The sequence below is a fragment of the Altererythrobacter ishigakiensis genome (assembly GCF_001663155.1).
Classification (GTDB): domain Bacteria; phylum Pseudomonadota; class Alphaproteobacteria; order Sphingomonadales; family Sphingomonadaceae; genus Erythrobacter; species Erythrobacter ishigakiensis.
This window is the reverse complement of the sequence record NZ_CP015963.1, coordinates 488,491-502,848: the sequence shown is the minus strand read 5'-3', so window position 1 is coordinate 502,848 and position 14,358 is coordinate 488,491. Positions and strand designations below refer to the sequence as shown.

The following is a 14,358-nucleotide window of genomic DNA, read 5'->3' as shown; positions in this document are numbered from 1 at the left end:
GGATAGATGCAATGCAGCGCCACTGCCCTAAACCAGCCAGCTGGACTGACCATAACCGATACCCTAAGACGCTGAAAATTTGGATTTGGTCGGCTTGGTTTGTCCCGTAATCGGCCTCAAATGGTGAGAAGAACTGTTGGCTCAGGAAAAAGCGAATCAATCGCACTTTGAGAACCCATGGCAATCAGTCGCCAAATACCTATTGTGCGGATTAATTTCTGCGGCAATTGCCTTTGGGGGCGCCCCTAATGACGCCAACTGGTTGGTTCTTCTCGTTTGCATATTAGCCGCGATTCTGCTGCCAATCGCGCTAGCGGCCGGTGGCAGCGCTCAATTTGCGTCGATGCCATTGGCAGCAAGGGGATTGGCGCTTTCCATTGTGCTCTTGCCGGTTTTGCAACTGGCCCCATTGCCACCCGAAGTTTGGCGTTCATTGCACGGTCGCGAACTTGCGGGCGAGATTTTCGATCTGCTTGGCACCTCGAGTGACTGGCGCGGGCTTTCTCTCGTCCCCCGGGACACCCTGTTCGGTTTTGCGATGATCTTGCCTGCCGCTGCAGCTTTTCTTGCCTCTATAACATTAGACCGAAGCGGACGCAGACAGGTCGTATGGGCGATGATAATCGTTGTAATGATTTCGCTGTTAGTCGGCCTGATCCAATTTGGGTCTAATGGCTCTGCACTTGATATATACAACTCTCGTCATCGCGGCAGCTTTCTGGGCTTTTTTGCGAATCGCAATCATCAAGGCCTACTCATGGCTATTGGGGGCGTATTTGCCGTCGCAGCCATCAAGGAACGCTTCGACAGTCATCGGCTAACAATTGCTCTCGCAGCTCTCGCAGCAATAGTCTTTTTCACAGCCGCTGTGGGAACGCTGTCGCGTGCCGGCATTGGCCTCACTATGCTTGGACTTTGTATCACGCTTTTTGCGATCTTTAAACACGACAAGCTAAAATGGCCCTACGTCGCTGCCGGTGGGTTCGCCGCAGCTTTAGCGCTCTACTTTGTGACCTTCAGCTCAACGACACAGACCGCACTCGATCGCTTCTCGCAAATCGAGGAAAACGGCCGTCTGGAGATCTGGCAGAAATCCTCGCCGCTCATCGAACAGTACCTACCTTGGGGTGCCGGTCTTGGGAGCTATACCAGCGTCTATCCTGTGATCGAACGGCTGCAAGACGTCAATCCGCTCTACTTCAATCGTATCCACAACGACTACCTCGAAGTCTTAATCGAATTTGGCGTGCCCGGATTGATCCTATTACTGCTTTTCGCCGCTCTCTATCTGAGGCGAATTTTGGAGGGGTTACGGAGCAGTGTTGACATAGGGGTATTCGCGCTACCGGCCGCAGTGAGCATTGGATTAGTCGCATTGCATTCAATAGTAGACTATCCGCTTCGCACGCAGAGCCACGCAGTCCTATTCGCCATGTCTTGCGGATTTCTATTTTCTCTCCATCGCAAGCGTCCGTCCTCTAATAAAAGCTTTAGCCAGTCACCGGTATGGAGCGATCGCACTGTCAGACTAAAGGCGATTGGCCTCACAGGCGGGGCGTTGGCGATAACCGCACTGGTATTTCTTGTATTTTATCAGAAAGAGGGTCCGGACGTAGTCGAACGCTCTGGTGTCAACCAGTTTGTTTCTGAGGGCGAGGCTATGAGCACTGCCCAACTTAGCGCCGCGATGCGGGCACTTAATCGCCAGCCGTTAGACCAGTCACTTCTCAATGCAATCTTTGCAAGCGAAGTGAAAAGAGGGCTAGATGACACTCGGCGCCGCGCTTATATTTCTACCCTCAGCAAGATGGGGTGGCGTAACACGCCAACCCAGCAGAACCTTTTGTATGAAGCGGCCCAGCGCAATGATCTCGAAGCCGCGCTAAATCACATCGATGCTCTCTTAAGACGGGACAAATTGGTCGAGCAGATCATGCCTCTGCTTACACAAATCGAAGTCGATCCCGCTGGAACAAGAATTATGGTCGATTGGCTAGCGCAGGATCCAATATGGCGTGAGCGCTACTTTCGCTTCGCCGAACCGCTTGCTGACCCAGAGGTTCTCGATGCGCGCCTGCGGCTTTTGCGATATATGTCTGACCAAAACATTTCGGTCAGCCGCGTCGAGAGGCAAGCGACGTTCTATGCCTTGTTTGCTGCAGGCCGGAGAAAAGCCATTGCAGATTTAGCCAGGTCTGAACTTCCTACAGAAAGGAAATCGCAGCTCCTCTTTGATCCGGGTTTCGATCAATGGCTCGGAGAGCCATCCGAAACTCGCTGGGCGACTGCACCCCAAGATTGGCGCCTGACGAACAAGTCGGGGCTTTCGACCCAAATTATTAGCGAAGAATGGGGCAGCCGCCTTGTCCTTCGCTGGAGCGGCCGTGGTGCGCCCACAATTGCACGAACCATGACTTTCTTGATCAAGGGCCAGCGACCTGAACTTGAGGTTGCGCTCAGCGCAGGCAGCCAGTTGCGCGGATTGGAATCTCTACGCTTCACCCTTGCCTGCCCTGGAGAGCGGGAAGTATTGTTTGTGCGCAAAATGGCTGGCTCAGTAGGTAGCCCGGGTATGGATCGCCGCTCCGCTTACTACCAAGCGGAAGCCGGGGCCCCATGCGACTATCCTGAACTCCTCATAGGCGGCAGCCCTCAGTCGGGCGATCGTCGTTCAGACCTCTCGATTGATTCGATCAAGCTAACCCTACCTTGACTAGCACGAGGCGCGCAGTTGATCCAGGAACACGCAGTCGGCCGTTCGCCACGCAAGGTCAGATTGAATGGCGAAGTCTTGAAGCATTGCAACCCGCACTTTCGGCGATGCTCTCCGGATGGCTTCAAAAAATTCCCAACACGCAAAGAGCTGCGCAAATGCTCTGTATTGCAAACTATTGATACCCTTGAGGATTGCGCGATTGCCAAGCCCAAGTTGATCCGCAGATATCTTCAAGGCCATATTCAGCCCGCCAGCCTAGGCGATCCAGGGCTTTGCTCGGATCGGCATAATAGCTTGCAAGGTCTCCAGCTCGGCGCGGCGCAACCTCGACCGGGATGGTCCTCGAAGAGGCAGCCTCGAATCCCTTGACGACTTCCTTCACCGAATAGGCCGTACCGGTACCAATATTGAAGGCTTCGCAGACCGCAGTTGCAGATACAAAATCTATCGCAGCGACGTGCGCGCGGGCAAGATCAACCACGTGGATATAGTCGCGCTCGCCTGTCCCATCACGCGTATCATAATCATTGCCAAATATACTGAGGCTAAGACGCCTGCCGACGGCCACCTGCGCGATATATGGCATCAGATTGTCGGGAACGCCGTTGGGATCCTCTCCAATCTCGCCTGACGGATGCGCTCCCACCGGGTTAAAGTAGCGCAACAGCGCGGCTGATGAGCCAGGCGTCGAGCCATGCCAGTCATTGATGACCTGTTCCGCCATGAGCTTGGTGCGCCCATAGGTATTGGCTGGAGCGAGCGGATGGGCCTCGTCGTAAGGCAAGTACCTTGGCGCACCGTAGACGGTCGCCGAGGAAGAGAAGACAATCTTTTCGCAACCGGCGCCGTCCATCGCCTTCAGAAGGCTCAGCGTCCCGGAGACATTGTTGTCGTAATAGTTGAGCGGCTCCTCTGCTGAGGCGCCGACCGCTTTTAGTCCTGCAAAATGGATGACGACCTCTGGCAAGAAATTCGCAAGAACCTGCGTCAGTTTCTCGCAGTCCCGCACATCAATATTGGCTTCGCCTAGATCCGCATTTGCAAGCCGCCGAACACGGCGAAGCGCCTCAGGGGAGCTATTGCAGTAGTTGTCGCAGGAGTGCACTTCATGACCTGCGCGCAGCAGCTCGAGAATGGTGTGGCTTCCAATATAGCCCGCACCGCCCGTGACAAAAACCCTCATGTCAGATCGCCTAAAATTGCGCTTTGCGCTCCAATCCGCCCAATAGTGAGGCTTTCTAAATAATTGCTCATGACAGCAAGTCCTTGACGCGCTGCGATGCCCCACGCGGCATGATCAAAATCTCACCGCCCGCTGCAACGATGATCATATCTCTTAAGCCCACCGCGTTGATCCGCATGCCATCTGCGTTTGTAAAGGTGCCCGAACAATCGAGCGCGTTGGTTTCGCCGAAAAACACATTGCCCTCTTCGTCGGTACTGGAAATATCAGCAAGAGCGTCCCAACTGCCAACGTCAGACCAGCCACAAGATACCGGCACCACGGCAACTTCTGGAGCATGTTCCATCACCGCGTAGTCGATCGAGTTCGGGGGTGACAAAGCAAATTCACCCTGATCAGGCATAATGATTGCGCCTTGCCTTTTCGCCCGGGCCATGGCTGCCTTGACAGCGGCAAACATTTCCGACTGCAATTGTTCGAGGACAGAAAGAAACGTATCAACTCGAAAGAGGAAGATGCCAGCGTTCCAATAATAATCGCCAGAAGACAACATAGCCTGCGCCCGCGCTAGGTCGGGCTTCTCGGTAAAACCTTGGGATCGGAAAACGCCATTCATACCGGTGAGCGCATCACCTACCTGCATATATCCAAAGCCCGTTTCGGGGCCGGTGGGCTCAATTCCGAAAGTCACCAACCACCCTTCTTTTGCAGCAGGCAACGCCCGTTCGATAGCCGCATGGAAGGTTTGGACGTCCCGAATGACATGGTCGCTGGGCATCACAAGTACAAGAGCGTCATCACCTGCTTCCATCGCGCCCAAGGCAATGGCGGGAGCGGTGTTGCGGGCACACGGCTCCAGAATGACTACACCACCCTCCACCCCTACCTCAGCAAGAGCCTCGAGATGAAGAGGTTTGTGCCGCGCCGCGCCAACAATAATTGGTGGCGCAAACATATCGCGACCCTCCGCCCGTCGCAGCGTCTGAGCGATCATAGTCTCATCACCATATAGGCGTAGAAATTGCTTGGGGCGCTCGGGAGTCGAAAGCGGCCAAAGACGTGTTCCGGAGCCGCCTGACAGCACAAGAGGGGTGATCCTATCAGGCATTTGCGCCTCGATTGTCGCAGCGCGCTTGCGCAATTAAAAGCTGGGCGTCGTGCCCTATCCGAAGTTCGGAGCAGGGTGAACAGATCAGACATTCGCCAGCCCGAGCGGTCACTCCGTCCGCAGTGACTGAACCGGTGAGCGGGACCAAATGCGCCAATTCTCCGGTCAGCCCCCGTGACGGCCAACCATGGCCCAGCCATAAGTCAAATTTGGGCCCAGCGACAAGTTGCTGCACAACAGTAAGATCAATCTTTGCTCCCAACTTGTCCGGATAGGGTGCGGCCGATGCGGCCTCAACGCCGTTGTCCAAATGGAGTTCGCGAGGCCGGCCATAATCGAACAATCGATAAGTGATGTCGGAGTTCTGTTGCACTTCAACCAGGGTGACACCCGCTCCGATCGCATGCACAGTTCCGGCGGGGATGTAATAGAAATCTCCACGAGTTGCAGGTTTCCAGTCGATCATGTGTTCAATGGAGCCGTCGAGCGCTGCAGTGCGCAGCTCATCAGAGGATAGCGGCTCGAGCGTTCCAATTCCCAGCACTGCACCTGGCTCAGCATCGAGCACCAACCAGCATTCTTCCTTACCTGAAGGCAAGCCCTTGACGGCAGCCAGTTCATCGGATGGATGAACCTGTATTGAGAGCTTCTCGCTGGTGAAAAGGTATTTGACTAGCAAGTCGAGCGGCTTGCCTGCGTGTTCAAACCAAATTTCGCCAATTGTTCCAGATTGTGCGATATCAAATGGAGGAGGCAGAGCAGTACGCCCCCAAGGCTTTGCGACGGCCTTGCGAGTTAGGAGCGCTGCTTCGCTCATTGGATTATTTCCACTTGATGCACTTTCAAAAAATTCTCGTCTGGCCTGAAGCATGGGAGCTAGATGAGGAGCTACTTGGCGGGCGCTTTCCATTGTCAAAGAATGAGCGTTATCGTTCCACCTAAGTTAATCGGCTGATCAAACGGGTCGGTTCCATCTTTTTCATTTAGCTTAAGAAGTAAGCGCCTAATGGCGAAGCGAGAGATAGAATTATGTCGATCACTTGCCAAGGCCCAAGATTATGAAATAGCCTGATGACTTTAGTCACAGAGCAAAGGCCAAAATGACAGTTCTTATCACTGGCTCTGCAGGGTTTATCGGTTTTCATTTGAGCGAAGTTTTGCTTCAAGCGGGAAACCGCGTCATCGGTTATGATGGCATGACATCATATTACGATGTGAGGCTCAAAGAGCGTCGCCACCAATTGCTCTCACAGCACGAACAGTTTCGACGTGAAGAGGGTATGCTCGAAGACTATGATCGATTGCGTGCCATCGCGCTTGAGGAACAGCCCGATGTCATCGTCCATCTCGCTGCGCAAGCCGGCGTCAGATACAGCCTGGAAAACCCGCGCGCCTATGTTGACGCCAATTTGGTCGGCACCTTCAACGTGATCGAAGTGGCGCGCGAACTTTCAGTCGCGCATCTGCTGATGGCATCGACCAGTTCGGTTTACGGCGCCAACGAGAAAATCCCTTTTGCGGAAACCGACAAAGCCGATGCGCCAATGACGCTTTATGCAGCGACCAAGAAAGCAAACGAAGCTATGGCGCATAGCTACGCGCATTTGCATGGCATCCCCACCACCATGTTTCGCTTTTTTACAGTCTACGGACCTTGGGGAAGACCCGACATGGCGCTATTCAAATTCACCAAGGGGGTTCTCGAGGGCACGCCGATCGACGTATATAACGACGGGAATATGCACCGAGACTTCACCTATGTAACCGATCTGGTGCGCGGTATCGAACTGTTGATCGATCAACCGCCCGAGGCCCCTAGCGCCCGCGGCCGGGCAATCGAAGGCGACAGCCTATCTCCCAATGCACCCCATCGTGTGGTCAATATCGGTAATGGCGACAAAGTCAGGCTGCTCGATTTCATCGAGGCTATCGAGGCGGCATGCGAGCGCAAAGCCATCAAGAATTTCATGCCCATGCAAAGGGGGGACGTGCCGGCCACATGGGCGGATAATTCGCTTCTGCGGGCGTTAACCGGCTACACTCCGGAAACTGAAGTGCGCGAGGGCGTGCAAAAATTCGTCGACTGGTACCGCGAGTATTATTCTGTCTAGGCATTGGTTGCGGCGACCAGGCAGTTTGCGAAGCTACCTCGTAAGCCTGCATCAGAGAGCATGGCTTGGCGCAGTTCTTCTGACAGCTCAATATTGACGAAATTGCGGTGCCCCCGCACTTGTAGCACCCTGCCTTGCGCGTTGTTTGCCGCCGCATCACTGGCCAAAACCCTGATATCGCCTCCACCAAGCACTTCGGCAAAGCACGAAGATAGGGACGCATTCACCGGCTGCGAAGCGCCCAACCCTGCGCCAATGAGGACCTCCACTCCCTGGCCGGCATTGCCGCCAGATTCCTCATACCCATGCAGCTGCACAACAAGCCCGTCTCGGTTCGAATCCGCAAATGCCAATGCGAATGCAGAGAATGGGTTCCAACGGTCGGTCGTCAGATCAAGGCCGGATTCGCATTCATCTGTTGCCCTGCGCGGCGCTGTGTTGAACGCCACAGCACGAGCATTGGCCTGTTCGAACAAAAGCTGCGCCAATTCGCCCGTATTGACGTCTGACTGGCTATGCGGAGCCATTATAGCCAGTGGATTGGCGGGACGATCGCGGATTGTGTAGCTCCCCGAGGCGTCGCACGCGCCGCCAGTCCCGGTGACCTGCCAGCCAGGCGTATGCGCAGCCGTCCGATTGGTTTGCAGCCCTAAGATTTCGACCCGGCCCGACCATGCCGCGCCGCCTGCCAAAGCTTCTACAAATACCGTGTGCACACGATCAAAGCGCTCTTGCTCGGTTTCTGGCGGAGGACCCGGATCGTTCAGCGAAATATATAGCGCAATGATGATGCCAATTCCGACCAATGTGGTCAGCGCCAGTGCCAGAAAAGGATTGCGCTCAATCATGGATGAACTCCTGCGAAGCATGCGAACTTCACATCAGTCATAGCGCGAACGCGCTCATCTCTCAAACGCAGGTCAGCCGTTATTCGGGTCCGAAGGCGCTTCCTCTGCATTCTCGGGACCGAGATCTGGCAGCGGGGCCTCAGCCTCTTCGCCCGGCAGGGGTTGCTGTCGCTCTCGCTCGAGCCGCTCAAGATACTCACGCTCGATCTGTTCAACCCGCTCCTGCTCTGCCGCTGCATCAGCATCGATGGTCGAAAGACGCTCTTCGCGTGCTTCCTGAATAAGCTGGCTGAACCGGACACGTGAGCTTTCTGCTTTATCGGCATAGGCCGCATCAATCATCTGTTGCGTACAGCCGGTAAAACCGCCCGCACCGGTTGGGCTGCATGACATTGTTCCAAACGCACCGATCATCTTGAATTGCTCAACCCGTTCCGCCCAAGGCGTGTTCTCAGGGCTGGAGCTGGTGCGCAAATTGGACGGAATGCGATAGCGCTCCGCTTCAACCAGGATCTGACAAACGACGATCTCTTCGTCGTCTACCGGCTCAGGGCACTCGTCTTCAGCATAAGCAATGACCATATTGACGCGGTCGCCGCCCTCTTCCTGAGAGGATGCGGGTGCGGCAGAAAAAGCCACTCCAGCCATTGCCAATACACCGAGTGAAGCCACGCATTTCATGGTGAGCGTTCCTTTTCTGAGTCGATAATAAATAACCGTTTAAAGCGGCGCACAGTTGAATAGCATATTAAGCGCAGGCGTGCGCTTTGATTGCAATCAAATGCGTTCAGCCAGCTTGATCGCCGCGCGACAACCCAGCCGGATGGCGCCAGACAGCAATGGATATGCGGGAGCTTTCTCTGCGCCATGCTCCAGCGCGGTATCGCGGTGCTCGCGCTCTTCCTCGCGAAATTGATGTATCATCTCGGCGAGCTCAGGATCTTCACCGGTCTCCGCCAATCGATCAAGCTGCTCCGAATAATGCTTGTCGATCTCTTCTTCGACAGCCGCGGTACACGCCATGGCTGCTTCCGGGCCCAGCAATGCCGTTCCCGCACCCAATGCGTAGCCTGCTACAGACCAGAACGGTTGCAGCGCGGTGGGGCGAACACCGCGCTCTGCCATGAGAGCATCGAACTTCTCGCGATGAACCTTTTCCTGTTCCGCCATATGGACGATTTCCTGAGCGTGCGGTCCGCGTTCACCCATTACCGCCAGTTGGCCTTCATAGATCCGGGTCGCACCAAACTCACCAGCTTGGTCAACACGGATCATGCGATGCATTTCGTCTTTAGTCATTTGCCCTACTTAAGATGCCTTGCTGCTCTTTGCCAGAAGCGCCCAGATCAGAACGCCGGTTCCGCATGAGATCAGAAAATTCCAACCTGCCAGTGAAATTCCGAAAAGGTCCCATGGCGATGCGTCACAGCGGATGATCGGCGCGCTCATGATTGCTTCCATCGGATCAACATCTGCAGGCACTGCACTTGAACAAGAGGTGAGGCCCTCCCACCAACCGTATTCGACGCCTGCATGAAAACCGCCAATAGCGCCCGAGATAAAGATCGAAAGGCCCGCCAGTGCGATCCAAAGGCTGCGGGGCGGCGCGAAGAATGACATAAATGCGAGGGCCAGGGCGGCAAAGTGCGGGTAGCGCTGCCACCAGCACATCTCGCATGGATAAAGACCGAAGCCGTATTGAGAGAGGTAGGCACCGCCCAGCAACAAAGCGGGAATGCTCAGCGCCAGGTGTTGTGCGAAAAGGTCGGCGGGTTTTTCCGCTTGCGAGTGGTCCATGCAGAGGCCGCTAGCTCAATTAGTTTCTGAGTTCCACTGTATTGCGCAACGCAACCGTTGCCAGCGTAGTGCGGCGCAAAGTTTCCGCTGCATAATGCAGCTGGAAGTCTTTAACCCCCTGCTCCTCAAGCTCAGCGGCGGTGATCTTGAAGCGCGGATCATCGATCGTATCATCTTCGAGCGCTTCCACTTCGATGCCAAGATCATTGACCAGGTGACCACGCAGATCGCTTTCGCGCATCAGATACTTGTTGCGGAGTTCAAGATCCGGATCAGACAGTTGAGGCACAGCGATATCCGGTTTGATCCCGCCTTCCTGTACTGAATGACCGGCGGGCGTATAGTAACGTGCGGTCGTCAACTTGATCGCGGCATCACGGCCCAGCGGTAACAGCGACTGCACGCTGCCCTTGCCGAAACTGCGTTCACCCATAACCAGAGCGCGGCGATGATCCTGCAATGCGCCGGCAACGATCTCAGAAGCGGACGCTGAGCCCGCGTCGATCAACACGATCAATGGCAGGTCAGCTGCAATCTCGCCCATGTAGCGTTGCGCCTGTTGACGCGGCAAATGGCGATAGTTCGACAGCTTGTCCGCATCGTAGTGCACGTTCTCTCCACGTGCACGGCCGCGCTGGGTTACGATGCGCCCTTCGCTCAGGAACAGGTCCGAAAGACCAACCGCTTCGTCAAGCGATCCGCCCGGGTTTGAGCGCAGATCGAGGATCAGACCGGAAAGGCTCCCGCCTGCCTCGCGCTGTAGCGCTTCCCATGCCGTGTAAACATCGCGCCCGACATTGGTCGAGAACTCGTTGACCGAAATGACGCCTACATTTCCGCCTTGCAATTCATAGGTAACCGGCTCCAGCTCGATTACGCCGCGCGTCACACTGACTTCAAGCGGCTCTTCGCGGCCCGGGCGGAAAACTGTCAGCTCGATCGATGTACCCACCTCACCGCGCATCCGCGCAACCGAGGAATCAAGATCATTGCCGTAAATTAGTTCACCATCGAGATGCGTGATGAAATCGCCGGCCTTGATGCCCGCTTTGTCCGCAGGACTGCCTTTGAATGGCGAGATAACCTTCACCGCGCCGTCATCCAGCACGACTGATAAACCAAGTCCGGAATAATTGCCGTCAATCATTGTCGTAAGACGCTGAAGCGCACTGCCATCAACGTAAGACGAATGCGGATCGAGCGAACCGAGCATACCGTTGATGGCACCACGGATCAGCTGATCATCTTCGACGTCTTCAACATAGTTGGCCTTCACTTGCTGATAAGCGGCAAAAAGCTTGGCAAACTCCGGACCCGCGCGCCCATCAATCTGAGCCATTCCGGCCGTGGTCGCCGGGATCAAAGCCACCGCTGTCACCAAAGCAGCGCTACGCAGCAGATTAGCCATCTTCATCAGTCGTGCTCTCCAAAGCTATATGCACATAGTATCGCGCAGTGCGCCTGAATGCCAGATGATGATGAAAGGTCGTCCCGCAATGGTTCGCAATTCGATACAAAGTCTAATTGGAGCAGCCGAATTGCGTGTAATTTCCCGACGCAAACAGCCCGATAATTATAGTAAGTTCAGAGGGTTAACAGGATTGCCGCTTTCGCGAATTTCATATCCGATTTCCGGTTGACTAAGACCGGCAGTGCCTATTGGTGCGCCCGCGATAACCAGATCGCCTGTTTCAATGCTGTTTCGGGACAGACCTGTGATGAGGCTGGTCCAGCCATTTGCATGCTCAATAATCACGATTCGCCCGAATCCGCGATAAGGCCCCGCGAAGGAAACGCGACCCGCAGCCGGAGAAACCACTTGCGCACCAGGTGAAGGTGCAATCGTGAGGCCTTTGCTTCGCATCCCCGCCCCGTCTGTCGCACCGAACCCCGCGAGAGTACGGCCCTGGACCGGCAACTGAAATTCGCCCGGGGGCGAGGTGTCTTGCGATCGTGCAGACTGCACCGCTGCGGGCATAACGCGCGATGCATCGGGTCGCTCGGGCCTGATAATCGGGCCGGGAAGTGCCGCCAGCGCACTACGCACCGATCCTGCACGATCAAACTCGCCGACCAATTCATCCAGATCGCGGGCTTCTTCGGCCAAGGCGAGCGCTCGTTGCGCTTCCCGGCGAGCCATCGCGCTGTTGCTGCGCGAAGCCTGTTGCTGCTGCGAGATTAATGCCGTCAATTCGTTGCGGCGCGTCTGCAGTGCGGCTTCGCTACTTTGAAGATTGGCTAGCGTCCGCGCCGCGTCACGCTCCAGCGCGCGGCCTTGCTCAACTTCACTGCGCAATTCCGCGGTCTTTTCGCGAATAGTGGGAAGCGTGGTTTCCAGCACCGCGCGCACATAGACTGTCTCGCGAAGCGATCCGGGTTGAAAGGCGGAGAGGACGACAGGTCTGCGGGCCATATTCTGTATTGCCCCTGTCAGCTTGACCAAGGGCTGCTGCTTTTCTGCCAGCCGTGCATCCAGCGCCCGCCGTTGATCCGCGATCAGAGAGAGCTGAGCGGTTGCGACAAGAATGTCCGCTTCGCTTTGCTGTATTTGAGCCGCAAGCGCCGCGCTTTCATTAGCCAGCCGATCCACTTCAGCTGTTGCACTGGCGGCTGCTTCAGAGAATTGCTGTGCGCGCTGCTGAGCAAAACCTGCTGACGCTTGTGCTCGCTCCAGTGCCTCGCGGGCTTCATTCTGACTGGAAAAGCCGGACACAGCAGCTGTGCTCACAAAGAGCTGAGATTGGGCAGTCACAGCGCCCCATCCAGCCAGCGTCAGGCCCAATGCCGAGACGGCCATTGCAGTCAGTCGTGATGTCAGCCCTTCCATGGCGTCATTCATGCCCGATGATAGGGGTGGCCGGCAAGAATCGTCGTCGCACGATAGAGCTGCTCCATCAGCATCGCGCGTGCCATCAGATGCGGCCATGTCGCTTTGCCGAATGCCAGCAAAAGATCCGCTTCGGCCCTCTCCCCCTTGCTGTGCCCGTCGGCTGCACCAAGCACAAAACGCGCTTCGCGCATGCCGTCGTCGCGCCACTTATCCATGGTTGAGGCCAGCTCGGCAGAGCTCAGGTTTTTGCCACGCTCATCAAGAAGAACAGTCTTGAAAGGTGATTGCGCATCAGGAATGCGACCGCCTGTTTCAGGCAACTCTGTCAGCTTGACCGGCCAGGTGAGGCGCTTTTCGTATCTTGCAACAAGATCGGCCTCTGGCGAACGAGCGATCTTGCCGCGTGCGATAACGTGCAGAAGCATGGACTTCCTTTCTCTAACGGCATTTGGCCTTAACCAATGCCTCCGAAGGGAGGCCTGAACGGCTGACATGCAGTCTCGAGCCAATGGGTGGCTGCCCGACGCGCCGACTGGCGCGTAAGCTCAAGGCAACCAATGCGTCCGCCAGCGCTTGCGGCGAAGCAATTTATGCCGTGCCGGCAGCCGGCTCAGCTTCGCCGAAACCCCACATGCGTTCCAGATTATAGAAGCTGCGGACTTCCGGACGGAACAGATGCACGACAACGTCGCCCGCATCGATGAGCACCCAGTCAGCGGCCGGGAGTCCTTCAACGCGCGCAGAGCCAAAGCCCTGTTGCTTGATCTTTTCAGCCAGTTTCTGCGCCATTGCGGCAACCTGACGGGTCGAACGACCCGAGGCGATCACCATATGGTCAGCAATCGAGCTCTTCCCCTCAAGCGGAATCGAGACAATTTCCTGGGCCTGATCATCATCAAGCTGGCCCATCACGAGGTCGTGAAGTGCATCTGATGAAAGATCGGGTTTAGCCATGGGCTGCATCCCGTGGCTGGCGTGATCGGCAGATGCCGAAGTGGTTTGCGCCTGATTCATAGGCGATTGCGATACTCCTGTTAGTGGAAACGGGTGCGAGTAGCCGCACGGGATCAGATGGAACGCCCATGCGCTCTATCATGAACCCTCCTCTGCCATAACTTCACACCTGGTATGCACCAGGCGATGGGTCAGCGGATCGCGAGGAGGAGCTCCGGCGTAGTGCGTAGACCAATCTGGAACGGCGCGGCGGATCGCCGTGGCCGAACGCGGATCGGGATCAAAACGCAATAACACCAGTGCCGGTGCGCTCCCATTGCCCCCGTTAAAGAGACTGGCCTTCGGCACCCGATAGCGCCTTAGCCAGGCCATGGCGGGGCTCGCCATAGCATCCGCATCATAGCCGGGCCTTGCGATGACCGCAATCGGCATTGTGCGGGCAATTGTGCGCCATTTGCGCCAGAGGTGAAACTGCGCGAGATTATCTGACCCCATCAACCAGACGAATTCGCGCTTCGGGTATCGCCGCTTGAGTGCCTGCAGCGTCTCGACTGTGTAGCGTGTGCCCAACTCGCGCTCGATCGCGGTTGGCACAATTGGCAGCCGGCGCGCCTGATCTCGAGCCGATTTGAGCCGTAAAGCTAGCGGCGCCATTCCCTTCTTCGGCTTCAGGGGGTTGCCGGGGGAAACAAGCCACCAGACTTCATCCAGGCCAAGCGCCTCCATCGCAAAGCGCGAAATCCGGCGATGCCCGCCATGTGCAGGATTGAAACTGCCGCCGAGCAAGCCTGTGCGGATGGGGGTCATGCTG

14 protein-coding genes are annotated in these 14,358 nt (G+C 56.2%); 2 read left to right on the top strand and 12 right to left on the bottom strand.

Going from position 1 to position 14,358, the window contains the following annotated elements:
* The first annotated feature begins 433 nt into the window (after positions 1-433).
* Positions 434-2,713 carry an O-antigen ligase family protein gene (locus A6F69_RS02445; protein ID WP_211352805.1) on the top strand — a complete coding sequence of 760 codons (2,280 nt, stop codon included), beginning with the start codon at positions 434-436 and terminating at the stop codon, positions 2,711-2,713.
* 175 nt (positions 2,714-2,888) lie between these two features.
* Here the strand turns inward: A6F69_RS02445 and galE are convergent, their stop codons facing one another.
* The 3 genes from galE to A6F69_RS02430 all read right to left on the bottom strand — a co-directional run bounded on the left by galE (position 2,889) and on the right by A6F69_RS02430 (position 5,824).
* A complete protein-coding gene (galE, locus tag A6F69_RS02440) occupies positions 2,889-3,899 on the bottom strand; it encodes a UDP-glucose 4-epimerase GalE (RefSeq protein ID WP_067596952.1) in 1,011 nt (336 codons plus the stop codon).
* Positions 3,900-3,966: 67 nt separating this feature from the next.
* Positions 3,967-5,007 carry a mannose-1-phosphate guanylyltransferase gene (locus tag A6F69_RS02435; protein WP_067596950.1) on the bottom strand — a complete coding sequence of 347 codons (1,041 nt, stop codon included), beginning with the start codon at positions 5,005-5,007 and terminating at the stop codon, positions 3,967-3,969.
* Positions 5,000-5,824 (bottom strand): class I mannose-6-phosphate isomerase, encoded by an 825-nt coding sequence (locus A6F69_RS02430; protein ID WP_067596948.1) that lies wholly within the window; start codon positions 5,822-5,824, stop codon positions 5,000-5,002. Before A6F69_RS02430 ends, A6F69_RS02435 begins: the two co-directional genes overlap by 8 nt.
* 283 nt (positions 5,825-6,107) lie before the next feature.
* Between A6F69_RS02430 and A6F69_RS02425 the strand changes: the two genes are divergently transcribed.
* Complete coding sequence (locus A6F69_RS02425) at positions 6,108-7,118, top strand: NAD-dependent epimerase (RefSeq protein ID WP_067596947.1); 1,011 nt, start codon at positions 6,108-6,110, stop codon at positions 7,116-7,118.
* On the opposite strand, the gene A6F69_RS02420 is transcribed toward A6F69_RS02425, so the two are convergent.
* The 9 genes from A6F69_RS02420 to A6F69_RS02380 form a co-directional block, all read right to left on the bottom strand.
* Positions 7,115-7,966 carry a hypothetical protein gene (locus tag A6F69_RS02420; protein WP_067596944.1) on the bottom strand — a complete coding sequence of 284 codons (852 nt, stop codon included), beginning with the start codon at positions 7,964-7,966 and terminating at the stop codon, positions 7,115-7,117. The genes A6F69_RS02425 and A6F69_RS02420 overlap by 4 nt on opposite strands.
* Positions 7,967-8,038: 72 nt before the next feature.
* The gene (locus A6F69_RS02415) at positions 8,039-8,647 is read right to left on the bottom strand and encodes a hypothetical protein (protein ID WP_067596928.1); all 609 of its coding nucleotides are present in this window, start codon (positions 8,645-8,647) and stop codon (positions 8,039-8,041) included.
* Positions 8,648-8,743: 96 nt separating this feature from the next.
* Positions 8,744-9,265: a demethoxyubiquinone hydroxylase family protein gene (locus tag A6F69_RS02410; RefSeq protein WP_067596926.1), complete on the bottom strand. Its 522-nt coding sequence runs from the start codon at positions 9,263-9,265 to the stop codon at positions 8,744-8,746.
* Positions 9,266-9,274: 9 nt separating this feature from the next.
* Positions 9,275-9,763, bottom strand: coding sequence for a disulfide bond formation protein B (locus A6F69_RS02405; protein WP_067596924.1), 489 nt, complete (start codon positions 9,761-9,763; stop codon positions 9,275-9,277).
* Between the two features lie 19 nt (positions 9,764-9,782).
* Positions 9,783-11,177: a S41 family peptidase gene (locus A6F69_RS02400; RefSeq protein ID WP_067596922.1), complete on the bottom strand. Its 1,395-nt coding sequence runs from the start codon at positions 11,175-11,177 to the stop codon at positions 9,783-9,785.
* A 159-nt stretch (positions 11,178-11,336) separates the two neighbouring features.
* Positions 11,337-12,602 (bottom strand): murein hydrolase activator EnvC family protein, encoded by a 1,266-nt coding sequence (locus A6F69_RS02395; RefSeq protein WP_245638271.1) that lies wholly within the window; start codon positions 12,600-12,602, stop codon positions 11,337-11,339.
* The gene (locus tag A6F69_RS02390; protein WP_067596920.1) at positions 12,599-13,018 is read right to left on the bottom strand and encodes a 23S rRNA (pseudouridine(1915)-N(3))-methyltransferase RlmH; all 420 of its coding nucleotides are present in this window, start codon (positions 13,016-13,018) and stop codon (positions 12,599-12,601) included. Before A6F69_RS02390 ends, A6F69_RS02395 begins: the two co-directional genes overlap by 4 nt.
* Positions 13,019-13,181: 163 nt before the next feature.
* Entirely contained in the window at positions 13,182-13,556 is a 375-nt protein-coding gene (rsfS, locus tag A6F69_RS02385; RefSeq protein ID WP_425388072.1) for a ribosome silencing factor, read from the bottom strand.
* 129 nt (positions 13,557-13,685) lie between these two features.
* Positions 13,686-14,354, bottom strand: a complete 669-nt coding sequence (locus A6F69_RS02380; protein WP_067596916.1) for a nicotinate-nucleotide adenylyltransferase — start codon at positions 14,352-14,354, stop codon at positions 13,686-13,688.
* Positions 14,355-14,358: the final 4 nt, after the last annotated feature.